The sequence below is a fragment of the Nocardioides sp. NPDC057577 genome, from assembly GCF_042801335.1.
In the GTDB taxonomy this organism is placed as follows: Bacteria; Actinomycetota; Actinomycetes; order Propionibacteriales; family Nocardioidaceae; genus Nocardioides.
Map to the genome: position 1 here is coordinate 25,020 of NZ_JBHVGB010000023.1, position 25,088 is coordinate 50,107.

Here is a 25,088-nt window from a genome sequence, read left to right on the forward strand (position 1 = left end):
ACAAGGACGATTTGCATAACTAAACATGTGTCTGCCTCCGGCGCGACCGGATCACGGATGTTCGCCGCGATACGACGGAGGTAAGGATGACTGCGCCACGATTCCCTACGAACAACCATTAACCGGCCAGACCCTCAAGGCATGCCGTACATCGAAACCGGCCCCCACCTGGTCTTTCAGGTGAGAGCCGGTCTCTTGTCATCTAGTCCGGGCAGGATTGCCGCTTCATCGCTGGCCCTGAGGGGTAGCGCCGCTCAGCAGGTGACAGCCCCGACAGCGGCCGACTGCACGGTCTTGGCGTACTTGCCGAGGACACCGCGGGTGTACTTCGGCGGCAACGGCTCCCAACCGACCTTGCGCTGCTCGAGCTCGCCGGCATCGACACCGAGCTCGAGGATGCGGTTGGCGACGTCGAGCGTGATCGGGTCGCCGTCGCGTACGAACGCGATCGGGCCGCCGTCGACGGCTTCGGGCGCGATGTGGCCGACGCAGAGGCCGGTGGTTCCGCCGGAGAACCGGCCGTCCGTCACCAGGATGACGTCCTTGCCGAGGCCCGCGCCCTTGATCGCGCCGGTGATGGCGAGCATCTCGCGCATACCCGGGCCGCCCTTGGGACCTTCGTAGCGGATCACGACGACGTCTCCGGCCACGATCTGGCCTGCGGTGAGCGCGTCCAGCGCGGCGCGCTCGCCATCGAACACCCGCGCCGTGCCGCTGTACGTCGACTCGTCGAAGCCCGCGCTCTTCACGACCGCTCCCTCGGGGGCGAGCGTGCCCTTGAGGATGGTCAGGCCGCCGGTCTTGTGGATCGGAGCGTCGAGGTTGCGGATGATCGTGCCGTCGGGCGACGGGGGCGCCAGCTCGTCGAGGTTCTCGGCCATCGTCTTGCCGGTCACGGTCAGGGTGTCACCGTGCATCAGGCCGGCGTCGAGCAGCGCGCGCATCACCATCGGGATGCCGCCGATCTTGTCGACGTCGTTCATGACGTACTTGCCGAACGGCTTCATGTCGGCCAGGTGCGGGACCTTGTCGCCGATCCGGTTGAAGTCGTCCAGGGTCAGCTCGACCTCGGCCTCGTTGGCGATCGCCAGCAGATGGAGCACGGCGTTCGTGGACCCGCCGAGCGCCATGACGACCGTGATGGCGTTCTCGAACGCCTCCTTGGTCATGATCTGGCGAGCGGTGATGCCCTTGCGAAGCAGGTTGACCACGGCCTCGCCGGACCGGTGCGCGAAGCCGTCGCGACGGCGGTCGACGGCCGGCGGCGCTGCCGAGCCCGGCAGGCTCATGCCCAGCGCCTCGCCGACCGAGGCCATCGTGTTGGCGGTGTACATGCCGCCACACGCACCCTCGCCCGGGCAGATCGCCCGCTCGATCCGATCGACCTCCTCGCGAGTGATCTTGCCGGCGAGGCAGGCCCCGACGGCTTCGAACGCGTCGATGATCGTGACGTCCTTGCCGTCCACGTTGCCCGGCATGATCGACCCGGCGTAGAGGAAGACGCTCGCGAGGTCGAGCCGGGCCGCGGCCATCAGCATGCCGGGAAGGCTCTTGTCGCAGCCGGCGAGCAGCACTGAGCCGTCGAGCCGCTCGGCATTCATGACGACCTCGACCGAATCGGCGATCACCTCGCGGCTGACCAGCGAGAAGTGCATCCCCTCGTGTCCCATCGAGATGCCGTCGGAGACCGAGATGGTGCCGAACTCGAGAGGGTAGCCCCCACCCGCGTGGACGCCGTTCTTCACGGCCTTCGCGAGCCGGTCCAACGACAGGTTGCAGGGCGTGATCTCGTTCCAGCTGGACGCAACGCCGATCTGCGACTTGGCGAAGTCCTCGTCCCCCATGCCCACCGCGCGGAGCATCCCACGGGCGGCAGCCTTCTCCAGGCCGTCGGTGACATCGCGTGAGCGAGGCTTGATGTCGGGTGATTCGGTCATACCAGCAGCGTAGTAGCGGATGAGCACCCTCGGCCCGATCTCGCATCCCTCCGGATCCCGGGCGTGGCGTCTTCAGCACCCCGGACCGCCATGTCAGAATGAGAATGATTCCTGATTCTAGGCGCGGGTGAATAGAGCGCCGGGTGGCCTTCGGCCTGCCTGATCAGGCTTCTCGGACCTCGATCTTCCCCTGGACAAGGACATGCCCTGATGGCATCGCCACTGCGTGACATCCTCCGGCCCGTACGCGGCCGCCTTCTCGCCTGCATCGCGCTGACCGTGGTCTCCACGGTCGCCGGGCTGGTGCCGATGATCGGCATCGTCGAGCTGGCTCGGATCCTGTTACCGGCCACCGGTGGCGCGAGCATCGACGCAGGACGGGCTTGGCTGGTGGTGCAGGTGAGCCTGGGTGCTCTCGGCATCCGACTGGCCACCATCTTGGCCGCGTCGTGGCTCTCCCACGCCGCCGACCTGGACCTCTCGGTGCTGCTGCGACGAAGCCTGGTCGCCCGGCTGGGCCGGGTGCCGCTGGCGTGGTTCACCGAGCGCTCCTCAGGGCAGGTGAAGAAGGCGGTCCAGGACGACGTGGCCGCGCTGCACCATCTGGTCGCGCACTCGGCGATGGAGCTGACCGCAGCGATCACGCTCCCGGTCACGGTGGCGGCGTACCTGCTCTCGGTCGACGTCACCATGGCGCTGATCACCTGCGTCCCGCTCGTCCTCGGCATCGTGGGTCTGCGGATCTCGATGCGCGGCGCGGCCGAGCTCTACCAGACGTACGACCGCGGGCTGGCCGAGCTCGGCTCGGCCGCGGTGGAGCTGGTCAACGGGATCACGGTGGTCAAGACGTTCGGCCGGGAGGGCCGTACGCATCGCCGGTTCACCGAGGTCGCGCAGCGTTTCGGCGGCTTCAACCGCGACTGGATGCGGCACTCGGCGCTCGGGATGCTGCTGATGGAGCTCGCCCTGACCCCGGTGCTGACGCTCGCGCTCGTCGCGGTCACCGGTGCGCTGCTGGCGAGCAGGGGTCACCTCGCCGCGATCGACCTGGTCCCGTTCCTGGTGCTGGGGCTGACCATGACCGCCCCGGTGACCGTCGCCGGGTACGCCGGCCGCGAGCTGCGCGAGGCGACCGGTGCCGCCCAGCGGATCCAGGAGCTGCTGGCCACCCCGGAGCTCCCGGTCCCGGCGACCGCCGCGAGCCCGGAGGGCGGTCGGGTGGAGCTGCGCGGCGTCGGCTTCGCCTACTCCCCCGGCGGCCGGCTCGTGCTCGACGGGATCTCGCTGACCCTCGAACCCGGCACCGTGACCGCTCTGGTCGGCCCGTCCGGCTCGGGCAAGTCGACCCTGGCGCGGCTCCTACCCCGCTTCGCGGACCCCACGCTCGGGTCCATCAACCTCGGCGGCTGCGACCTGCGCAGCCTGACCAGCGAGCAGCTCTACGAGCGAGTCTCGTTCGTCTTCCAGGAGACCTCCCTGCTGCGCACCAGCGTCCGCGACAACATCCGGCTGGCTCGCCCCGACGCCTCCGACCAGGACGTACGCCACGCCGCGGCCGCCGCGCAGATCCTGGACCGCCTCGACGCCCTGCCGCGCGGGCTGGACTCGGTGGTCGGCGAGGATGCGCTGCTCTCCGGGGGTGAGCGGCAGCGGGTCGCGATCGCTCGAGCGATCCTGGCCGACACCCCGGTCCTCGTCCTCGACGAGGCCACCGCGGCGGCCGACCCGGAGTCGGAGGCGCAGGTGCAGGAGGCGCTGTCGCGGCTGGTCGCGGGACGTACGCTCCTCGTCATCGCCCACCGGCTCTCCACGATCACCGGCGCCGACCGGATCGTCGTCCTCGACTCCGGGCTGGTCGCCGAGTCCGGCACGCATGCCGACCTGCTCGCCGCCGACGGCCTCTACGCCCGGCTGTGGCGGGCCGATCAGCGCGCCCATCTGGAACCCGTCCACACCCAGACCGCCGAGGTGGCCCGATGATCTCCGTCGTACGCATGCTCAGCACCCTCCTCGACCACGACGGCCGCCGGCGGCTGCTCCGGGTGGTCGCCACCTTCGTCGCCACCGGGGTCCTCCAGGGCCTCGCCTTCGCCGCCCTGGTGCCACTGCTGGTCGCCCTCTTCACCCAGGACTGGAACGGGGTGACCGCCTGGGCAGCGGCGCTCCTGGGGCTGCTGGTCGTCCACCACGTGCTGCTCACTCTGGCCGACCTGGCCGGCTACGACCTGGCCTGCGACCTGCTCGACCGCACCCTGGCCCGGCTCGGCGAGCACGTCGCCCGGCTCCCGCTCGGCTGGTACGACGCCGACCGCACCGGGATGGTCGGCCGGATGGCGTCCAAGGGCGCGGCTGACATCTCCTCGATCCCGGGCCACCTGCTGCGGCCGATGACCGCCGCCGTGGTCAGCCCGGTCACCGTGGTCGCCGCGCTGCTGGTCCTGGAGTGGCGTCTCGGGGTGGCACTGCTGGCCGGTGTCGTCCTGGTCTTCGCCGCGACCCGCCTGCTGAGCGTGATCATCGGGCGCTCCGAGGCCGGCTACGACGCCGCGATGGCCAACGGCTCGGCACGCGTCGTGGAGTTCGCGCTCAACCAGCAGGCCCTGCGGGTCTTCGGCCGCACCGTCCACGGCAACGAGCTGGTCGAGGACGCCTTCGCGGCCCAGCGGGCGGCGAGCAGGCGGATGCTGGTGACTGGCTTCGGTGGTCGCGGACTCCAGCTGCTCGCCGTCCAGGCGCTGCTCACCGTGGTGGTCGCGCTCTCGGTCCACCTCGTCCTCGGCGGCAGCCTCGACGCCCCGACCGCGGTCGGGCTGCTCGTGCTCAGCGTCCGGTTCGTGGAGTCGATGGTCGACCTCGGCGAGCTCTCCAGCGCGCTGCGAATCGCCCAGGGGTCGCTGCGCCGGGTCCTGGACCTGCTCGAGATCGCCCCGCTCCCCGAGCCTGCCGTCCCCGCGACCGCGCGAGGCGGCGCGGTCGAGATGACCGACGTCTCCTTCTCCTACGACGGCTCGACCGCGGTTCTCGACGGGGTCTCCTTCACCGCCCCGGCCCGCTCGCTGACCGCGATCGTCGGGCCCTCCGGATCCGGCAAGTCGACGCTGCTCCGGCTGGCCGCCCGGTTCCACGACGTCACCTCCGGGTCGGTGCGGGTCGGTGGGGTCGACGTACGCGACCTGGGGACCGAGGCGCTGATGGCCGACGTCTCGATCGTCTTCCAGGACGTCTACCTCTTCGAGGGGACACTGCGGGACAACGTCCTGCTCGCGGCCCCCGACGCCGACCCGGCTCGCCTGGCGGAGGCCGCGCGGCTGGCGCGGGTCGACGACATCGTCGCCCGTCTCCCGCACGGCTGGGACACCCGGGTCGGCGAGGCAGGCTCCACGCTGTCGGGCGGCGAGCGCCAGCGGGTCGCGATCTGCCGGGCACTCCTCAAGGACGCCTCCGTCGTCCTCCTCGACGAAGCCACCGCGGCGCTCGACGCCGAGAACGAGGCAGCCGTCCAGGAGGCCCTGACCGCCCTGGCCGCCGACCGCACCGTCATCGTCATCGCCCACCGGCTCCAGACGGTGACGGCGGCCGACCAGATCCTCGTCCTGGACGGCGGCCGGATCGCCGAGCGCGGCAGCCATGCCGACCTGCTCGCGACCGATGGCCGCTACCGGGACTTCTGGCAGCAGCGTACGACCGCGGCGGGCTGGCAACTGGTCGGCGAGCCGACCGGCTGAGCGCTTCGGCCGAGTGCTTACAGCGCGCCGACGGCGCGGAGGACGAACTCCTCGATCCGGTCGGCGGGGAGGTTGCGGGTGCCGAGGACCGAGTGCACGAGGCGACTATGACCGCGACCCGATCCTTGAAAGTGGTGGTAGATGCCGGTGAGCCCGATGTCGGCGCGCTGGGCCAGCTCGGACACGCTGATCGCGCCGTAGCTGCCCTCGGCCATCAGCTCCGCGAACGCCGCGAAGATCCGCTCGCGCACCTGCTAGCGGTGCTCGGGAACGTTGTCAGTGGCGATACGGGGCACGAGAACGAACTGTAGTGCGGCCGCGCCGGAAGCTGTTCCCGGGTTGACGTATAGCCAGGGCACTGGACCTCGCCGTGTCGATGCTGCCGGGCAAGGTTGAACGCCGCTCCTACGACTACTACCGCCACGGCACCACCACCCTGTTCGCGGCACTCGAGATCGCCACCGGTCAGGTCATCGCCGCGTTGAAGCCGAAGCGCCGTCACCAGACCAAGACCGCCGACCAGATCGTCAAGAAGCCCAACCATCCAGCGACTTCAAATTCACGCCACTAGCGTGCCCACGCCACCGCAAAGACCACAAGATTTCCGAGCATCGCACTACTTAGCGCGTGGGGCCGTCTTTGGCGACAGCAGACTTTAGATCGACATCAGTACATCTGACCGATACGGCGCAGCGCTCCAGATTGATAACGTCCAGCGGAATCAGAATAACGTTCATTCACTCTCCGGAAACCGGGGACTCATCACGCATTCGCGCCAAGCGATAATCTTCGACTTTCCGCCTTTCAGGGTCAACTATTGTAACCTTCGATCTCGGGTCAACAAAGTTCAACTTCAGTTCCAGCCAAGAGTCAACCGCCCTCCGCACACTGGTCGTCAACCGAAGCGAGTCAATGACTGACCTTGGATCTGGACGAGGGCCACGATCACCACGAGACAGGTCCCGCCGAATCGATCGATCCAAGACCCGTTCGCTCAATAGATGAATCCGCGCGTGCGGCCGACTTGCAGTATGCCCACGATCGATCAAGATCCATATTTCGATTAACGGCAAAAGGAGCAGGATAGCGACAGACCGCGCAACTACATCCGTCTTGACATCCCTGTCACGTCTTAACGGCCGCTGATCCAAGTCCGCATCGACGTCAAACATGCTCTGAAAGATCTGAAAATCGCCCTCAAACCAAGGACCTGGGGCCGCGATCAACGCGTCATGGATCTCATTCAGCACTTCACTGGCGGCAGCCTCTTCCGATGACCCCAGGCCGCCGCGGTAGCCTTGACGTCCAGCGTGACGAACTAGCGAGTACGCTGGCGGCGGCGCGATAACTACATCGCCATAAAAACATTCGTAAAGCGCGGGGACGCCAAATCGGCCCACCACGTCTTGAACCTTCCACTCACCAGAGAAAATATGCCTAGCCGCGATCCAAGGGACCTCGTTAGAGGCGGCCGCTATTTCGGGCTGACATTCGAGCGCCATCTCCTCAGCCACTTGCTCGATCTCTGCGTCGAACCTAGCTGAACGCGCCGACCTACCAACCGCGCTTCGACTCAACGCCCCCCAGAACATCACAAGGGCCAACGCGCGTTCCCGACGATCGGAGCTACTCGCCACGCGCAGCTCAGAAGTTATGCAGGCTCTGATCAGCGGCTGGTTCTCCGGGTTTGCGCCCATCAGCTCAAGCAGAGGGACATACGGTTGTCGACGGTCATCCACAGAGCCAGTCACGCCCAATGCCACACAACCGTTTACGATGCCGCGCACAACAGCCGGTCGAGGTACCACGAAAGCAAGCGCACGCGCCGCGAACGATAAGATGTTCACGCGCCTGCTTTGCTCGTCTGCGGCCAATAGGTCCGCAGCTCGCGTGATCAATAACTCCAGCAGGTCGTCTGCGCCGTCTTCCACCGTCTTTCCAAGTGCCTGAACGGCCAACTGGGCAACTACATCCCACTCCGCAGCCTCGATCCTGTCCAACAACACTGCGTATAGACTCTGCGCCGAAGCATTTTCCCTCACGAGCTGCGCCGCAGCGAAAAACTCCAGAAAGGTCTGGTGCGTAAACCAGTAGCGTTCAGCCCCAACGTCAGTAAGCACCCACGCTCGACCTCGACAAAAGTCGATGAAACTATTAGCCGCGTTCTCCGCCTCTTCAAGATCTTCGAACCGCTTCTTAAGGAGATATGAGGTCATGAACTCAACGAGCTTCTCCCTTGGGAGACCTGAACTCTGCTCGTGTGTCGAATAGAGCCACAGGGCAAGGCTTCGAAGCGAAGCCATCACGTGGGCGTCAAACGGTAGTGGCGCAACAATTCCCCGCTGCTTGTCCCAGCGCTCAAACAGCAGGACGGCGCACTTTTCGTAGAGATCCGGCCTATTCTTGGGGATGTATCTTTCTCCGGAATACAGGCCGCACATCAAAGCTAACATTAGTGGATTCGACCGAAGATCGGACACGTACTCGCTATCGCCAAGGAAAGCGTCTGCAAGCTCGGAACGCCTAATCCGCTCGATAGATTCGTCTAACGAGAACCATTTCCGCGCATAACTCTCGACCTCTTCGTCTTCAAAGTCCGAAAGCAGCGCGATAGTAAACAGTGTATCGTCGAGCGGCGCTTCCTCGTACCCGACCTTCCTTGATGTGACCAGGATCTGCGTGCTCGGATACCGGTGCGCAAAGCCTTCGACCGCCGTCACAACGTCCCGACGTTGTGAAGTCTCAAGAAGTTCGTCTAGACCATCGAAAACCACCACGGCAATCCCATTTAGAAGTAGGTATTCGACGCCACCCCCAGGCGGCTTGACCGAATATGGGGTTTCGCAGATCTTTTCAATGTAACTTACCAAGGAAGTACGCTCGTCCGAGTACTCCTTTGCATAGTCACGAAGCTGGACGAAGAATGGAATACGGACCTTCAATCCGTCGGCCCCATGCTTGGCAATGTCGTAAGTCAGCTTCAGAGAAGACGTCGATTTGCCACCTCCTGGATCACCGAGAAGTACGGTCCGATTACTGTGCCTGAGAACCTCGGAAAGTTCGGAGATATCTAGACCGTCATCCCCAATCCCGAGCCGGATTCGGGGTTGAACAAATAGGCTTTCATACTTAACAGAGCGAGACGAGTTGGCGTGCGGCAACCGCATCATTCCATGCACGCTTGCGATTTGTGCTGCCAGAGACTTCTCAAATTCGTGAATCGCTCCGATGGTCGTCATTGAACTCATGAGCTCTGAGTTCCTTGTTGCCGATAATGCGAAGTTCGCGCTGCATTTTGCGATGGCCAACTGAGTTCTCTTAGGAACTCCGCCAGCAAGTTCGAGGGCACTATCCAACCCGGTCAACGCAGCGCCTTCCAGTGCCGAGAATAGATACCTCTCGAGGGGCTGAAGAACTTCTTCGTCGGCAGTCACATGGAGGCGAAGCAGTGACTCGAGTTGGCTGTGCAGGTCGGCCGTCGCGAAGCGCTTCTCTCCGGTTCGTACCAGGTAGTGATTGAGAACAAGCTGGAGTGAAAAGTGTTCCAGTTCTGCCGATTCCAGCAGTTGGCTAAACGCCGAGGCGTTCTTAGCGGAAAGCGCGGGCAGGGAAGCAGAATCCGCGCCCGACCACTGCTCGCTCAGTGCGTCGACAAGCTTCCGTTCACGGATTCGCTCGATAAGCGGCTTGCCCACCCATCCAAGCGCCTTTTGGACACTACCTGCGGCAGCCTTCGCCAAAGCCGCTTCTACGCCAGTCAACACTATATCCACTCCCAGCTCTCGCTAATCAGGGTAGCGATCCGCTGATCCTCTCGCAGGGAAATCAGGTAGTCGGGGCAAAGCCCCTAACGTTCGTCACCGTATGGATGCATGGGCTCAGGACACCGCGCGGGCGAGTGTCAAGAGTTGCGTGCAACAACACATCCCCGTGCATCCCCGGGGGAGCCATCTGGGGTGCGACATACCCAATCTTCGCGAAAGACCTTCTCTACTAACTCAAGGCGGCCCCTAAGGCGTGCGGCCTGGCGGCCGGTCCCCCTACGCGCCGCGCAGTGGGAAGGCGCGCCCCAGTCCGTAGACCAAGGCGCTCCCCGGAGGATCGTCCTACGTCAGGTCGGCAAGTGCCCCGACAACCCGTAGACGATCTTCCAATCCGCGTAGCAACCGAGCACGCCGTCATCGAAACAGCGCGCCCGATGAAGATCCACTGCACGTCACCGTCCTCAGTCAGCGTGTAGCCAACCGCGACGTTGAACGCCTCCCCACCACATGTACAGGTGCACTCTTCAAGCTCCGCGTCATCGAGATAGTCCGTTGAATCCGGCATGAGCAGGACCGTGCCGCACGAGGTGCATGTTGTTTCCACGCACACTTCCTCGTCGTCGACGCGAAGCCGGAACACATCACCATCGCAGGCATCGCAAGCCGAGTGCATGACCCGGCCCTCTCCTCACCCGTCGAGCGGCTGAACTCCCATAGGTCCTCGTTCAGATCACTCGCGTCCAACCCGGTCCGGGCCGCACCTGAAGTGTCGATCACCAGGTTTACCGCTGCGTATGGCGGACCGAGCGTTCCCGGTCGAGTTTGAAACTCGCTGCACGCCCGGCCCGATCCCTAGGGTTTGCGTGACACCACCGGGCATCAAAGGCAGCCAGGCAGCGGCCATTCTGCCGCGTCATGAGCGAACCGTCGGTCACCGCAACGGGGCCCTCAACCAGGCGAGCCACGGCCGACGGTGGCTCTCGTTCCGGCATGACCGGTAGCAACCGCCCAATCGCAGCGGCTCCGCCATCACAGCGCGCCGACGGCGCGGAGGACGAACTCCTCGATCCGGTCGGTGGGGAGGTTGCGGGTGCCGAGGACGGAGTGCACGAGGGCGAGGGTGGCGTCGACGTCGGAGACGGCGAAGATGCCTTGCTCGGCGCCCTGCTCGAGGATCTCCGCTAGCACCTGCTCGACGGCGACGATGTGCTCGCGGATCTCCTGGCGGGCCTCCTCGGGGAGGCCGCCGTAGACCTGGGGGCCGAAGCCCATGTGGAACTTCTCGCCGAGGGTGAGGTGGTTGCGTACGTAGATCCGCAGCCGCTCGGCCGGGTCCTCGCTCGCGGCGAGCTGAGCCTGCAGGGAGGCGACGTACTCCGAGGTCTCGTGGGTCGCGAAGGCGACCATGACCGCGTCCCGGTCCTTGAAGTGGTGGTAGATCGCGGTGCGGCCGATGTCGGCGCGCTGGGCCAGCTTCGACATGCTGATCGCGTCGTAGCTGCCCTCGGCCATCAGCTCGGCGAACGCCGCGAAGATCCGTTCGCGCACCATCCTGCGGTGCTCGGGGACGTTCTCGGCGGCGATTCGGGGCACGAGTACGAACCCTAGTGCAGCCGCGCCGGCGAGCCCCCGCACCCTGAGGCGAGGGCTCACCGGCGCCGCGACCTACCTCGCGGTGACGGTCCGCGTCCCGGTCGCTGCCTGGTACCTGGCGTTGCCGGTGTAGCTGATCTTGATCGTCCACCTGCCCTTGCCGAGGCGCTTGGACTGCGCGCCAGTCAGGGACACCTTGGCGACGCCGCTCTTGATGGTGGCCCAGCGTACGACCGACTTCTTGCCTCGGACGAAGGTCACCTTGACCTTGCCGGTCGGCTTCGCGACGCCGGCCTTGCCGACGACGACGGTCTTGAACCCGACCCGCTGGCCTGCCTTGACCTTGGTCGTCCACGAGGTCCGGTAGCCCACGCTCGCCTTCGCGATCGACACCACCGGCTTCGCGGTGGCGGCGGCGACGGTGCCCGAGCCGTTGTACGTCGCGGTGAAAGTGTGCTTGCCCGTCGCGAGCGACTTGGGCAGGGTGAAGGTGGTCCGGCCGCCGGACAGCGTGCGGGTGCCGTACGACTTCGAGCCCTCCTTGAGGGTGACCGACCCGCCGACCGAGACCGCGGAGCGGACCGCGACCGTCACCGAGCCGGACGTGCCGTAGCTGCCGTTGCGCACCGACGTCGAGACGCTGGACGACGCCTTCGCCACGGTGAGCGTGACGGTCTTCGAGGACGCGGCCACGGTGCTGCTGCCCTCGTAGGAGACGGTCAGGCTGTGCGCGCCGACCGCGAGGTTCGTCGGCAGCGCGACGGTCGCGCGCCCCTCGCTCAAGGTGGCGCTACCACGGGTGGTCGAGCCCTCCGTCACGGTCACAGTCCCGGTCGCGGTGGGCGAGACGGTCACGCCGATCGAGCTGGCGGTGCCGTACGGCCGCGCCTGCACGGTCGTGGCGAGCGTGGAGGCCGCTGCCGTGGTGAAGGTGATCGGGGTGAAGGTCTCGTACGTCGCCTGGACGGCACCGCTGCCGGCGTAGGTGTAGATCCCGTAGCCGGTCAGCGCCGGGTCGGTCGCCTTCGCGTCGATCGCGGCCTTGTCGACGGTCAGCTCGGCGGTGAAGGTGCCGTCGGGGCGTAGCTCGATCGCGCCGGCCTCCGGGCCGCCGACGGTCGCGGTGTCCTCGGCCAGCACGGCCCAGTTCACCGAGGTGTTCACCCGGCTGGTCGAGGGCGCACCCGCGGACGGCCTCCAGACGTCTGCGACCTTGCCGAAGGCCACGTACGCACCGGCGGGCTTCCCTGCCAGCGGCGGCCGGGCCCCGGTCGCGGCTGCCGGGTCGAAGCCGGTGCCCTCCACGGTCACCGTCGTCTGGCCCGCCTCGGGCACGGAGGTCCGGGAGACGGTGACGGAGGCCGGCTCCGCGGCCTGGGTCTCCGGTACGACGACCTCGAGCGGGATCGTGGGCTTGCGCGCATCGGCCGCGCCGCCGCTGGAGTACCAGTAGGACGCCGAGCCGACGCCGACCTGATAGTCGACGAAGGACTGCGGGAACGCACCCCAGGTGGCCCCGGTGCGGGACTGGGCGGTGCCGCCGGCGGGCGCCTCGTACTCGACGCCGAGGTAGTCGGGAGTGACGACCAGGCCGGTCTCGGTCACGTCCACGCCGCTCAGCGTGGCCAGGGTGACCTCGGCGGGGGCGAGCTCGGTCCAGGCGCCGGTGTCGTTCATGTCCGAGCCGTAGCCGCTCAGCGTCGCGGTGACCGTGCCGACGCCGTTGTCGACGGTCAGCTCCGGGTCCGAGACGTAGAAGAACGACATGCCGCTGTAGTAGACGACGGTGAAGTCGCCGTCCCAGGAGATCGAGGCGTCGTCGGCCGCGGCGTCCAGGGTGCCGGTGCCGCTGTCAATCACGACCTGGTGGTCGCTGAACTTGGTGAACGTGATCGCGGTGCCGTCCGGCGCGGTGCTGAGCCCGGCCCAGGTGGTCGCTGCGTAGCTGCCGTCGGCCTGCTCCTTCTCGATCGTCACCTCACCGTCGGTCGCCTTCCACCCGGCCGCGGCGCCGTTGGCCCAGGTCGCGCCCTGGGCGGCAGCGCTGAGGGTCTGGCCGCCGGCGCCGGGGTTGCCGAGCTTGCCGGCGGCGAAGTGGTTGTAGGTGCCGGGCGCGAAGGCCCGGGAGTTGGACTCGTTGGTGAAGCCCCAGCGGAACTGGACGTCGTCGACCGAGACCGGCGCGGCCTGCGCAGGGGCTGCGGCGAGAGCGGCGAGCCCGGGGATGATCAGCCCGGCAGCCAGGGTGAACGCGAGCCCACGACGGGCTCTGGCCTTCAAGGACATGGAGATATGCCTCTCGTACGAAGAAGGGTGGGGATGCCGGACGACCGGCCGGCACGGCCGAGAGCGAGCCGAGGCTCCAACTCCAAGCAAGGTTAGCCTTGCCTAAGTTAGGTTTACCTTAGAAGATCCTGGACTTCTTGACAACCTGTCAGCCGCGACGCGGCCGCACGGTGCGCAGGACGATCACCGCTGCCCCGAGAAGGGCCGCCGTGCCGAGCCACCAGGGCCAGGACGTACGCCACGCCAGTACGCCCGAGGCCAGCTCGGTGCCCAGCCCCATCAGGGTGTCCACCGGTCCGGCCAGCGCCGGGAAGGCAGCCGTCGCGGCCGCCAGCGCGGGCAGGACCGCCGGGCTCACGGCAGGGCTGGCGGCGGGGCCCGGCGAGGCGCCCGCCGGCGCCGTGACCACAGGATTGGAGACGGTCCCGCCGCCACCGTCGTCGCCGTCCTCGACCGCCGGCTTCGTGGTGGTCACCGGCTTGGCCGCGTCGTAGGAGACCGACACCGGCAGGGCGACCTTGTGGGCGTCGGAGGCACCACCGGAGGAGTACCAATAGGAGCCCGAGCCGGCGGTGGTCTGGTAGTCGACGAAGGACTGCGGGAACGCGCCCCAGCTCGACCCGTTGCGCACCTGCGCGGTCGCCGTCGACGGCACGCTCACCTTCACCCCGCGGTAGACCGGTGTCGCGGTGAAGCCGCGGGCTCCGGACAGGTCGACCTTGCCGAGCCTGGCGAGATCCACCTTCCGTGGCGCCACCGGCGCCCACTGGGTGGTGTCGGTCTGCGAGGAGGAGTAGCCGGACAGCGTCGCGGTCAGGGTCGCGGTGCCCTTCGAGACGGTCAGTGCCGGGTCGGTGACGTAGAAGAACGTCATCCCGGAGTAGTAGAGCACCGTGAACGAGCCCTTCCAGCGCACCGACCCGGAGCCGGTCGAGGGATCGATCCGCCCGGTGCCACCGGTCAGCACCACCTGATGGTTGCTGAAGCTGCCACCTGAGGTGGTCAGCTTCGCGCCGGTGGAGTCGGTGCCCAGTCCGGCCCAGGTCGCGGCCCGGTAGGCCGAGGCGTCGGCGGAGTACTTCTCGATGCGTACGTTGCCAGAGCTCTGCTTCCAGCCCGACTGCTTCAGGGTCGTGCCGCCCTTGCCCGGGTCGGCGATCTTCCCGGCGGAGAAGAAGTTGTAGGTCCCCGGCGCGAAGGCGGCGTTGTTGGACTCGTTGTTGATCCCCCAGCGCAGGGCGGCGTTCTTCACGACCAGCTCGCCCCCGGGGTTGATGTCGACCGGGGTCGTGGGCGTCGGGGTCGGCTCGGGCGTCGGCTCGGGCGTCGGCTCCGGGGTCGGCTCGGTCACGACCGGGTCGGAGCCGGTGAAGTCGACCGCGAACGGCAGCGGCGGCTTCTTGGCGTCGGCGGCACCGCCCGAGGAGTACCAGTAGGAGGAGAGCCCGGAGGCGAAGTGGAAGTCGAGGAACTCCTGGGGCCAGGCGCCCCAGCCGGAGCCGGTGGTCACCTGCGGCGTCTGGTCCTCGGGCACGGTGACCCGGCGCCCGGCGTAGTCGGGAGCGATCGTGACCCGCCCGTCCGGGTCGATCTCGGCACCCGCGAAGGTAGCGACGGTGACGTCCGCGACCGGGTCCATCGGCTCGCGGCTGTCCGGGTCGGTCATCGAGGAGGCGTAACCGGACATGTCGGCGCGGAGCTCTCCGGTCCCGTCGGCGGCGACCGTCAACACCGGGTCGGAGAAGGTGAACGGCACCAGGCCGCCGTAGAAGTTGACGCTCCAGTCGCCCTCCCAGGCGACGGTCCCGGACCCGTCGGCGGCCAGCTCGGCCCGCCCCTCGTCGAACCGGACCAGCTGCTGCACGGACCCGCCGACCTGCCGGGTGCGGGTGGCGTACGTCGCCTGGGACCGGGTCCCGTCGGTGGCCACGTGCACGATCGAGACGTCGTCGGCGACGCCCCGGTAGGTCGCCTGGTCGCCGGCGGAGGCACCCGCGGAGAAGTAGTTCGACCCACCGAACGGGGGCGCCGACTGCATCTCGACGTTGCCCGCCCACTCCAGCGCCACCCCCTCGAGGACCACCCCCTCGGCCGGGGTGTCAGCGGCGAGGGCGGGGACCTGGGGCACGCCCAGGAGCGCGAGCAGTCCGGCCACCAGACCAGCGGAGAGTCGGCGGTTGTTCATGTGGGGGCTGTCCTTGTCGTTTAAGGGCCTGTCACCTGCGGTAGGTGTCGAGGTTGGCGCCGAGCTCCTCGAAGAGCGCCTGGTTGAGACCGAAGGCGACCTGGACCTCTTCGACGATGCGGATCTTCTCCGCGGGGCCGAGGTCGAGGGCGTCGAGGCGGGCGCGGTAGCCGTCCTTGTAGGGCTTGGGCTTGGGGATCTCGGCGAACTCGTAGAACGCCACCCCCTCGCCGTCGAGCTCGAAGAACCGGTCGAGCAGCCGGCCGATCGCCTGGCCACCGGAGAGGTCACCGAGGTAGCGGGTGTAGTGGTGGGCGGCGTAGAGACCGCCCCAGGCGCGGGTGGCCTCGATCCGGGCGACGTACGCTTCCGCGGCCGCGGACTCGACAGCGCCACCGTCGGGGGCCCAGACGGTCAGGTCGGCATCGATCGCCGCCAGTCGCTCCAGGGCGGCGTCATGGACGGCCGCGGCAACCGGGTCGGCGGCGGCGAGATCGCGGCCCACCGACTCGAGCGCGACGTAGACCTTGCGCAGGCGCAGCAGGTAGTCGGCGTACCCCTGCTCGTTGACGCGGCCGGCCAACAGCTCCTCCATGAAGGAGGAGCTCTCGGCGGCGGTGTGCTGGATCCGGGAGCCCTCACGCATCAGCGCGGAGAGCGGGGCGGCGGAGGTCTCGTCGACGAGGAGGGCGGACATGTGTGCTCCAGTCAGGTCGGGCGGCAAAGCGATGGCGTTCCGGCAAGGATATTGACACATTGTCAGAAAGTCAGCAAGACTTTGCTTAGGCTAGCCTAAATAAGGTTACCCTTACCAGGTTTGGTAACGCCCCGAGAGGACCTCCCCCCGTGCTTCACTCCCCTCGCGCCCTGGTGCGCGCGGTCGGCCTGGTCGCCACCATCGCGCTGCTGACCACCGCCTGCTCCGGACTCCCGGGCACCGGCTCCCACACGGATGCGGACGCGACGTCCGCGATCCCGCTGGCCGCGGCCGAGGTGCTCGACGACCCGCGCGCCTGGAACGGCGCGACCCACGCCTCGCTCACCGAGCAGGCCGTCGATCCGATCAGCGACTCCGCGCCCGAGCCGAAGCTCCCCGTCACCGTGACCGACTCCCAGGGCACGAAGGTGACCGTCGAGGACACCTCCCGGATCCTGGCGCTGGACATCTACGGCACCATCTCGACCACGGTCTTCAACCTCGGCCTCGGCTCCTCGGTGGTCGGTCGCGACGTCTCCACACAGTTCACCGAGGCGGCCGACCTGCCGCTGGTCACCGGCACCGGCCACGAGCTGGTCGCCGAGAAGATCCTCGAGCTGGACCCGACCGTGATCCTCACCGACACCTCCCTCGGGCCCTGGGACGTGGTGCTGCAGATGCGCGACGCCGGGATCCCGGTCGTGGTCGTGGACTCCGAGCGCTCGCTCGCCAACGTCGGCCCGCTCACCATGGAGATCGCCACCGCGCTCGGCGTCCCCGAGCAGGGCGAGCGGCTCGCCGAGCGCACCGAGACCGAGATCGACGAGGTCGAGGCCGAGATCGCGAAGGTCGCGCCGGCCTCGGAGCAGACCCGGCTGCGTACGGTCTTTCTCTATGTACGCGGCCAGGCCGGTGTCTACTACATGTTCGGCGAGGAGTCGGGAGCGGACTCGCTGATCACCGCACTGGGCGGCTACGACGTGGCGGCCGAGATCAACTGGAACGGGATGAAGCCGGTCACCGACGAAGGCATCATCTCCGCCCAGCCCGAGCTGGTGCTGATGATGACCAAGGGGCTGGAGTCGGCCGGCGGCGTCGACGGGCTGCTGGAGCGGCTGCCCGCGCTGGCCCAGACCCCCGCCGGCCAGAACCGGCGGTTCGTGGACATGACCGACTCGGCGATCCTGGGCTACGGACCGCGTACGGCCGAGGTGCTCAACTCGCTCGCGGTGGCCATCTACGCGCCGGAGTCCGCCGAGCCCTCCTTCGGTGAGGACGGGGCCAAGTGAGCCTGCGCGCCAGCGCGCTGATCGGCGGTCTCACCGTCGCGCTCGTGGCCACCGTGGTCGTCGCCGCCGGACGCGGACAGCTCGCGATCCCGCCGGCCGAGGTGGTGGGCTCCTTCCTGCACGGCATCGGGCTGCCGCTCGGACCGCTGCCCGAGCACCCGCAGGGCGATGTCACCCTGTGGCAGGTGCGCTTCCCGCGGGTCGTGCTCGCGGTGCTGGTCGGGGCGGCGCTCTCGGCCGCCGGGGCGCTGATGCAGGGCGTCTTCGGCAACCCGCTGGCCGAGCCCGGCGTCGTCGGCGTCTCCAGCGGTGCGGCCTTCGCGGCCGCGATCGCGATCGTCTACCAGCTCACCTTCTTCGGCGCCTGGACCATCCCGGTCCTCGCCTTCCTCGGCGGCCTGGTGACCACGGTGTCGGTCTACCTGCTCTCCCGCGCCGACGGCCGCACCGAGGTCGTCACCCTGGTCCTGACCGGGATCGCGGTCAACGCCCTCGCCGGCGCCGGGCTCGCACTGATGCTCTTCCTGGGCGACACCCAGGCCCGCGAGGAGATCGTCTTCTGGCAGCTCGGCTCGCTCAACGGCACCCGCTGGATCTACGTCGCCGTCGTCGCGCCGTTCGTCGGGGTCGGAGTGCTCGGTGCTCTTCTCGTGGCCCGGAGCCTGGACCTGCTCGCACTCGGCGACCGGGCCGCCCGGCACGTCGGCGTCAACGTCGAACGGCTGCGGATGTTCTCGATCGTGCTCGTGGCCATGCTGACCGCGGCCGCGGTCTCCTTCGCCGGGATCATCGCCTTCGTCGGGCTGGTCGTGCCGCACCTGGTCAGGATGATCGTCGGGCCGGGCCACCGGGTGCTGGTACCGGCCTCCGCGCTCGGCGGTGCACTGCTGCTCTCGCTGGCCGACCTCTTCGCCCGCACGGCCGTCCCCTACGCCGAGCTGCCGATCGGCATGCTCACCTCGCTGGTCGGCGGACCGTTCTTCTTCTGGCTGCTGCGCCGCAGCCGCCGCTCGGCAGGAGGCTGGGCCTGATGCTGTCGCTCTCCGAGGTGTCGGTCGGCCTCGCCGGCCACCCGATCCTGCACCGCGTCTCGACCTCGGTCTCCGCCGGCGAGGTGGTCGCGCTCGTCGGCCCGAACGGCGCCGGCAAGACAACCCTGCTCTCGGTGATGGCCGGCGACCTGGTCCCCTCTGCCGGGAGCGTCACGCTCGACGGGACCGACCTGAGCGCCTGGAAGCAGCTCCCCCTGGCCCGCCGCCGCGCCGTGCTCCCCCAGGAGCACCGGCTCGCCTTCGGGTTCCGGGCCGCCGAGGTCGTACGCATGGGCCGGGCGCCCTGGGCGCGCACCGCCGCCGAGGCGGCGGACGACGAGGTCGTCGCCTCGGCGATGGCCCGCACCGACATCGAGCCGCTCGCCTCACGGACGTTCCCGACGCTGTCGGGCGGTGAGAAGGGACGTACGTCGTTCGCGCGGGTGCTCGCCCAGGCCACGCCGCTGGTCCTGCTCGACGAGCCCACCGCGGCCCTCGACCTGCGGCACCAGGACCAGGTGCTCGCCGAGGCCCGCCGGCTCGCCACCGCCGGCTCGGCCGTGGTCGCGGTGCTGCACGACCTGTCCGTGGCCGCGGCGTACGCGGACCGCATCGTCGTCCTCGCCTCCGGCGAGATCGTCGCCGACGGACCGCCCCGTGACGTCTTGGACGCAGACCTCATCGGGACGGTCTACGAGCATCCGGTCGACGTCATCGAGCACGACGGCCGGTTGCTGGTCGTCCCCAGCCGTATCCATCCGTAACTCCCGATCAGGACATCCCATGACCTCCCGCCTCCTCGTGCTCGCCGCCGCTGCGGCCGCCTCCCTCGCCCTCGTCACCCTGCCAGTTGCACCCGCCTCGGCCGCGGCCCGCGTCACCATCACCGGCTCCTCGGGGCAGGCGGTGGCCGACAGCGCCCGAGCGACCACGGTCACCGTCTCGGGCAACGAGTTCCAGTCGATCCGGAACGGCCACGGCGGCGTCTACGTCTTCTTCGGGACCGTCAAGGGCACCTGGCAGCCCTCCCGAGGCGGCCAGACCGGCCGCGACTACTTCTACGTGCCCGACAGCGAGGCGAAGAACAACGCCGGCTACCAGCGGTACGTCGCCTTCCCCGGCTCCGACACCGGCTCGGCCGCCAACGGCGGGAGGATGAGCGCCGACGGCAGCTGGTCGACCTCGCTGGTCATCCCCGGCGCGAGGTTCCAGGCCGTCGACCGAGCCGGCCGGGCGACCACCATCGACTGCCTGGAGGTCACCTGCGGCGTGATCACCGTCGGGGCCCACGGGGTCACCAACGCCAACAACGAGACCTTCACCCCGGTGTCGTTCCGGAGCAGCGGCGCGACCCCGGCCACCCCGCAGGCCTCCGCGACCCCGACCGCACCGACCGCACCGGGAGCCTCGGCGGCCCCCGCCCCCTCCGCCGCGCCGGCCGCGAACGGGAAGCCGAAGGCCGAGGTCGACCGCACCACCGCGGTCCTCGGGCGGGTCCTCTCCTTCACCGGTGCCGGGTTCACCCCCGGCGAGCAGGTCACCGCGACCTTCGACGACGGCGTCGCCGCGGTCGGACCGCTGCAGGCGGGCGCCGCCGGCGAGGTCGCCGGCGTGCTGCAGCTGCCCGCCGGCACCGTCGCCGGCACCCACACCCTCCGCCTGAGCGGCGCCGCCTCCGGTGCGCAGCCCGAGGTCTCCTTCGGGGTGGCGAGCCCCGTCGCCGCCACGACCGCGGAGCCGTGGCTGGAGCAGAACCTCCCTGCGTACGCCTTCGCGGGCGGTGGTCTGCTGGTGCTGATCGGCGCCGTGACCTTCTCGATCGTGGTCTCGCGGAGGCGGCGGGCGGCGGCCTCGGCGATTGAGTCCTAATCTTTGCGATCCGGACCCAGTGGAACAGATCGGGCACAGGCTTCAAACGCCCGGTCCATATCGGGGACCGGCACTGGGACCTTCGTAAAATCCACCCCGAAATCGGCCCCCGTCACGACCTGTTACCGCCGAAGTTACGGGCGAAATTGTGTGACCTCGGGCATCGGTTCAGCGCTAGGCGAGACGAATCGACCTGGCTAGACTCCCCGCTTCGTCACGGCGAGTCACAGCAACCGGGGGGCTGCAGAGGCTGACTTCCACTCGTCGTGCCCTGTCATCGACAGTTATCAACACCATTGGAGAAGTCACTTGCGCTCCCCACTCTCGGTCCGCGGAGCCGCCCTTGTTGCGGCGACCGCGATGATCGGTCTTTCCGTGACCGCGGCCCCGGCGACTGCGGCGGAGAAGCCCCAGGCCAAGGCCTCGTCGGTCGCACTGACCGTCAACGTGTCTGACAAGGTCAAGGTGGACACCGGTCGCTACACGGCCACCTACAACGGCAAGAAGACCGTCAACTCGGGCACCAACAAGCCCGCCCTGCCGCTCCTCGCGGGCGACCAGCAGCTGCTCTCGGTCGGCGTCTTCGCCCAGGACGCGGCTGCCGCCCTCCAGAACGGCAACGTCTACTCCGGCGCCTGCTCGGCCCTCGCCGGCAAGGGCGCGACCCTGGTCGCCATCGGCGACGGCTCCAGCTGCGTGAAGCCGGGCGAGGCCGTCACCGTGAACCTCGCCGAGCTCAACCTCCAGAAGCTGGGCGCCACCACCGACTACCTGCTCAACGACCAGAGCAAGTCCGTCCACGTGAAGCTCGGCCCGGTCAACGACCTGGTCCAGACCATCGTCTCCGGCGTGCTCACCAAGGTCGGCGGTCTCTCGGTCGGTGTCGACCTCGACGCCGCGGAGAGCACCTGCATGGCGCAGGGCTCCGACTTCAAGGGCAAGACCCAGCTCAAGAACGCCGCCGTCACCGTGAACGTCCCCGGCAAGGGCGACATCAAGGTCGCCGACCTGCCGACCAACCCCAAGAAGAACACGACGGTCGTCCCCGACCTCTCCCCGGTGACCGACGCCGTCCTCGGCCGCGTCGACACGCTGCTCCAGTCGGGCCTGAAGAGCAAGATCGCGCCGGGCGTCCTGGACGTCTCGATCCGCGTCGACCTGATCGAGCACATCAAGGAGCAGCTCGCCGTCCTGCTCAAGGGCCTCGAGACCGACCTGGTCAAGCTCACCATGAACAAGCAGGACAAGACCGCCAAGTCGCTCGAGGTGTCCGCCCTGGACATCAACGTCCTCGACGCCGTGAAGAAGGTCGGCGCCCCGACCGCCGCCAAGGTCGCCATCGGCACCAGCACCTGCGGCACCAACGGTCTCACCTCCTCCGAGGAGAAGGCTGCGGCCAGCGGCGACAAGAAGAACGTCGACGTCGTCGTCTCCGGCGACAAGTCCGACCCGGACACGAGCGTCCAGGTCAAGCCCGACAACGCCCCGGCCAACGCCGAGCTCAACCTGCTCTCGTCCCCGGCCGCCAAGGGCGGGTTCGCCGCCGGCGCACTCGTGCTGCTCGTCGCCGCTGCTGCCGCCACCCGGTGGTTCCTGCTGCGCCGCGCGCACGCCTGATCCGCTGTAGCACCCGCAACACCCGTACCCCGGGCCAAGGCTTCGTGCCTTGGCCCGGGTTCGGTTTTGTCGCTGGTCCTGGGCGGCGCGCCTGCGTGCCACCCGGCGCGAGATCCGGGAAAGTTGAGCCGCCCCCGATGCTCCCCAGAGCTCTTCCCCCAACTCTCTGGAGTCCCCCATGCTGCGCCCGCTGGCGACCCTGCTCGCCGTCGTACTCCTCTGCTCCGGCTGCGCCGAGGTCTCCCAGCCCGACACCGCCGTCCAAGCCGGATACGGCGCCGACAGCGGCGAGGAGGTCAGCCTTCCGTTGACCGAGGCCATCGCGAAGCTCCCCGTCGCCAAGGAGGTCGCCTCCGGCTACGAGCGGGAGAAGTTCAACCACTGGGTCGACGCCGACGGCGACTGCCAGGACGCCCGCACCGAGGTGCTCCTCGAGGAGTCTCGGAAGAAGTCGCGTGGCAAGTGCGACGTGACCAGCGGTGCCTGGCTCTCCGCGTACGACGGCGTCAACCTCAAGCGTCCCGGTGGCCTCGACATCGACCACATGGTCCCGCTCAAGGAGAGCTGGGAGTCCGGCGCCGACGCGTGGAACGACGAGCAGCGGGAGGCGTACGCCAACGACCTCGGTGACCCGCGCGCGCTCATCGCCGTGACCGCCGCGACCAACCGCAGCAAGGGCGACCAGGACCCGGCCGACTGGATGCCCGACGCCACGAGCTACCACTGCACGTACGTCGCCGACTGGGTCGCCGTGAAGATCCGCTGGAGCCTCTTCGTCGATCGGGCGGAGAAGGCCGCGATCGAGGACATCGCGGCCGGCTGCGACAACCCCGAGATCACCGTGCGGCTGGCCGGGCCGGCGCCGAGCGACCCTCCCGAGGGCGGCTCGGGTGAGGACCCCCGTTTCGACACCTGCGCCAAGGCGACCGCGAAGGGCTACGGGCCCTACCGGAAGGGCCGCGACGCCGAGTACGAGTGGTACCGCGACGGCGACAAGGACGGCACGGTCTGCGACAGCTGACCTGACACCCGGATTCCGCAGGTCAGAAGCGATACCCCAGCCCGTAACGTACGAGGCTCCTTCTCCGTTGAGTGTGACGAACGTCAAAGGGAGGGAAGTTCACGTGCGCACAACACTCATCGCGCGGGGAGCCGCGGTGGCGGCCGCGGCCGCCATGGTTGCCTTGTCAGCCGCACCTGCGAGCGCCGCCACGGTGTCGCAGGCGTCAGCCACCGCGCTCAGCCTCGAGCTCGCCGGCACCGGGGCGACCGACTCGGGCACCTATGCCGTCACCAACGACGGCACCACCGAGTCCGCCGAAGGCACCAACGAGCCAGTCATCACCGCGCTCGGAGGCCAGGACGCGATTCAGGTCGGCACGCTGGCCCAGAACGCGGTGGCCAACAAGGACGCCACCTCGGCGGCCTGCTCCGGCATCGCCGGAGACGGCGCGACCCTGGTCGCTGCCGGGTCCGGCGACTGCCTCAGCGGCGGCGACAATGTCTCGCTCGACGCGGCCAGCCTCGACTTCAGCGACCTGCGGGTGATCCAGTCCGACCTGTTCCAGGGGATGGACACCGAGGTCCAGGACGCGCTGAAGCCGTTCCAGGACCAGATCACCGCCGGCCTCATGCAGCTCCTGGCGCCCGCGATCGAGGGGCTGGACGGCGCTGGTCTCTACGTCGACCTCGGCGCCGTGCAGAGCAGCTGCACCGCCGACGACGACACCGCGAGCGGCGACAGCACGATCGCGAACTCCTCCGTCTACGTGGTCGCGCCCGGTGGTGACCGCATCACCCTGGTCGACCTGCCGGTAGAGCCTGGCGTGAACCAGAAGGTCGTCACCGACCTCTCGGGCGTGACCGATGCCGTTCTCAAGGGCCTACGCACGCAGCTGACCAATGGGCTCGACGGTGCGCTCAGCCCGATCGACCCCGTGGTCGACCAGCTGCAGAAGCAGGTGCTCAACACGCTGCTCACCTCGCTCCAGGAGCAGCTCGCGCCGCTGGAAGAGAACGTCCTCGACATCACCCTCAACGCCCAGGACCGCTCCCCGGGCGCGATCACGGTGACCGCGCTCGACGCGAAGGTTCTCCCGGCAGCCGAGGCGTTCGTCGGCGGCAGCCTGGCGCACCTGACCATCGGCACCAGCAGCTGTGGCCCGAACAGCCCGGCCACGAAGACGGTCGTCAACAACCCGCCCAAGGCCGACAACCCGCCGGCTTCGGTCCCGACCGTCGTGACCGCCGGCGTGGAGAGCTACGACGACGGCAGCGCCGGACGCATCGCCCTCGTCACCCTGCTGCTCCTCGCGGCCGCGGGCGCCGGTGTGGCGACGTACGTCCGCATGTTGCGGCGTGGCTGACACTGCTGTTGACTCGCCGCCGCGGCTCGCCGCGGCGGCGAGCGGCCTCTGGACCGCGCTGGTCGTGCTCGCCGTCGCGATGGTGCTGGCCGGGCTGTTGTGGCCCAGCGGCAGCGCCGCGGTGGAGGTGCCACCCGGTGCCCCGCAGCGCCTCGAGCTGCCCGGGCTGAACACGAAGGCGAAGGTCGTCCCGATCCGGCTCGACGGAGAGGTGCTCGACCCGCCGCGCAACCCACGCGAGATCGGCTGGTGGGTCGGCAGCGCCAAGCCCGGCTCAGCGCAGGGTCAGACCGTGGTCACCGGCCACACCGTGCACACCGGTGGCGGCAGCCTCAACAAGCTCGACCACATCGAGAAGGGGCAGGAGGTCGACATCGTCACCAAGGACGGGACCTTCCAGCACCAGGTCGACTCCGTCGAGGTGCTCAGCCGCAAGGAGCTGGCCGAGCAGGCCCAGCGCATCTTCGGGCAGGATCACGGCGACGGCCGGCTGGTGATCATCACCTGCACCGACTGGAACGGCTCCTCCTACGACAGCAACATCGTCGTGCGAGCACACCGCTTCAATAGCTTGCCCAAGCACAAGAAGTAGCGCCGAGTCGGCTCATCGTGACCAAGATCCGTGGCGACTGGGCGCGGCAGAACGAGCCGCCTCCGCCGGGGTGAAGGGACAAAACCGGCGACACGTCACCGAACCCCTCACCCGCGCCCGCCAGCACCTCACCCGAA

18 protein-coding genes are annotated in these 25,088 nt (G+C 68.4%); 11 read left to right on the forward strand and 7 right to left on the reverse strand.

From position 1 onward, the window contains the following. Positions 1–254: 254 nt before the first annotated feature. Positions 255–1,937, reverse strand: coding sequence for a dihydroxy-acid dehydratase (gene ilvD, locus ACFU7D_RS07440; protein ID WP_378865183.1), 1,683 nt, complete (start codon positions 1,935–1,937; stop codon positions 255–257). 210 nt (positions 1,938–2,147) lie between these two features. Here ilvD and ACFU7D_RS07445 point away from each other — a divergent pair, with 210 nt between their 5' ends. Continuing rightward, the gene (locus tag ACFU7D_RS07445; protein WP_378865186.1) at positions 2,148–3,917 is read left to right on the forward strand and encodes an ABC transporter ATP-binding protein; all 1,770 of its coding nucleotides are present in this window, start codon (positions 2,148–2,150) and stop codon (positions 3,915–3,917) included. Next, positions 3,914–5,662, forward strand: a complete 1,749-nt coding sequence (locus ACFU7D_RS07450; RefSeq protein WP_378865189.1) for an ABC transporter ATP-binding protein — start codon at positions 3,914–3,916, stop codon at positions 5,660–5,662. The genes ACFU7D_RS07445 and ACFU7D_RS07450 overlap by 4 nt, the downstream gene beginning before the upstream one ends. Before the next feature lie 17 nt (positions 5,663–5,679). Here the strand turns inward: ACFU7D_RS07450 and ACFU7D_RS07455 are convergent, their stop codons facing one another. Further along, on the reverse strand, positions 5,680–5,913 hold the full coding sequence (locus ACFU7D_RS07455; RefSeq protein WP_378865192.1) for a TetR/AcrR family transcriptional regulator: 234 nt from the start codon (positions 5,911–5,913) through the stop codon (positions 5,680–5,682). Positions 5,914–6,032: 119 nt separating this feature from the next. On the opposite strand from ACFU7D_RS07455, the gene ACFU7D_RS07460 reads away from it, so the two are divergent. After that, positions 6,033–6,233, forward strand: a complete 201-nt coding sequence (locus ACFU7D_RS07460; protein ID WP_378865244.1) for a hypothetical protein — start codon at positions 6,033–6,035, stop codon at positions 6,231–6,233. Between the two features lie 166 nt (positions 6,234–6,399). Here the strand turns inward: ACFU7D_RS07460 and ACFU7D_RS07465 are convergent, their stop codons facing one another. The 5 genes from ACFU7D_RS07465 to ACFU7D_RS07485 form a co-directional block, all read right to left on the reverse strand. After that, complete coding sequence (locus tag ACFU7D_RS07465; RefSeq protein WP_378865194.1) at positions 6,400–9,423, reverse strand: NACHT domain-containing protein; 3,024 nt, start codon at positions 9,421–9,423, stop codon at positions 6,400–6,402. A gap of 1,032 nt (positions 9,424–10,455) precedes the next feature. Continuing rightward, positions 10,456–11,019, reverse strand: a complete 564-nt coding sequence (locus tag ACFU7D_RS07470; RefSeq protein ID WP_378865211.1) for a TetR/AcrR family transcriptional regulator — start codon at positions 11,017–11,019, stop codon at positions 10,456–10,458. 72 nt (positions 11,020–11,091) lie between these two features. Beyond that, positions 11,092–13,305 (reverse strand): Ig-like domain-containing protein, encoded by a 2,214-nt coding sequence (locus tag ACFU7D_RS07475; protein ID WP_378865214.1) that lies wholly within the window; start codon positions 13,303–13,305, stop codon positions 11,092–11,094. A 148-nt stretch (positions 13,306–13,453) separates the two neighbouring features. Further along, positions 13,454–15,490 carry a hypothetical protein gene (locus ACFU7D_RS07480; RefSeq protein WP_378865217.1) on the reverse strand — a complete coding sequence of 679 codons (2,037 nt, stop codon included), beginning with the start codon at positions 15,488–15,490 and terminating at the stop codon, positions 13,454–13,456. Positions 15,491–15,521: 31 nt separating this feature from the next. Continuing rightward, a complete protein-coding gene (locus tag ACFU7D_RS07485; RefSeq protein WP_378865220.1) occupies positions 15,522–16,187 on the reverse strand; it encodes a heme oxygenase (biliverdin-producing) in 666 nt (221 codons plus the stop codon). Positions 16,188–16,336: 149 nt separating this feature from the next. On the opposite strand from ACFU7D_RS07485, the gene ACFU7D_RS07490 reads away from it, so the two are divergent. The 8 genes from ACFU7D_RS07490 (at position 16,337) to ACFU7D_RS07525 (ending at position 24,951) form a co-directional block, all read left to right on the forward strand. Beyond that, positions 16,337–17,476 (forward strand): hemin ABC transporter substrate-binding protein, encoded by a 1,140-nt coding sequence (locus ACFU7D_RS07490; RefSeq protein WP_378865222.1) that lies wholly within the window; start codon positions 16,337–16,339, stop codon positions 17,474–17,476. Further along, positions 17,473–18,507: a FecCD family ABC transporter permease gene (locus tag ACFU7D_RS07495; RefSeq protein ID WP_378865225.1), complete on the forward strand. Its 1,035-nt coding sequence runs from the start codon at positions 17,473–17,475 to the stop codon at positions 18,505–18,507. The genes ACFU7D_RS07490 and ACFU7D_RS07495 overlap by 4 nt, the downstream gene beginning before the upstream one ends. Further along, positions 18,507–19,271, forward strand: coding sequence for a heme ABC transporter ATP-binding protein (locus tag ACFU7D_RS07500; RefSeq protein WP_378865228.1), 765 nt, complete (start codon positions 18,507–18,509; stop codon positions 19,269–19,271). Before ACFU7D_RS07495 ends, ACFU7D_RS07500 begins: the two co-directional genes overlap by 1 nt. A gap of 19 nt (positions 19,272–19,290) precedes the next feature. Beyond that, complete coding sequence (locus tag ACFU7D_RS07505) at positions 19,291–20,376, forward strand: hypothetical protein (protein ID WP_378865231.1); 1,086 nt, start codon at positions 19,291–19,293, stop codon at positions 20,374–20,376. 360 nt (positions 20,377–20,736) lie between these two features. Then, positions 20,737–21,993: a hypothetical protein gene (locus ACFU7D_RS07510; RefSeq protein ID WP_378728776.1), complete on the forward strand. Its 1,257-nt coding sequence runs from the start codon at positions 20,737–20,739 to the stop codon at positions 21,991–21,993. A gap of 178 nt (positions 21,994–22,171) precedes the next feature. Further along, positions 22,172–23,014: a DUF1524 domain-containing protein gene (locus ACFU7D_RS07515; protein WP_378865234.1), complete on the forward strand. Its 843-nt coding sequence runs from the start codon at positions 22,172–22,174 to the stop codon at positions 23,012–23,014. 103 nt (positions 23,015–23,117) lie between these two features. Further along, complete coding sequence (locus ACFU7D_RS07520) at positions 23,118–24,359, forward strand: hypothetical protein (protein ID WP_378865238.1); 1,242 nt, start codon at positions 23,118–23,120, stop codon at positions 24,357–24,359. Next, the gene (locus ACFU7D_RS07525) at positions 24,352–24,951 is read left to right on the forward strand and encodes a class F sortase (RefSeq protein ID WP_378865241.1); all 600 of its coding nucleotides are present in this window, start codon (positions 24,352–24,354) and stop codon (positions 24,949–24,951) included. Before ACFU7D_RS07520 ends, ACFU7D_RS07525 begins: the two co-directional genes overlap by 8 nt. The last annotated feature ends 137 nt before the right edge of the window (positions 24,952–25,088 follow it).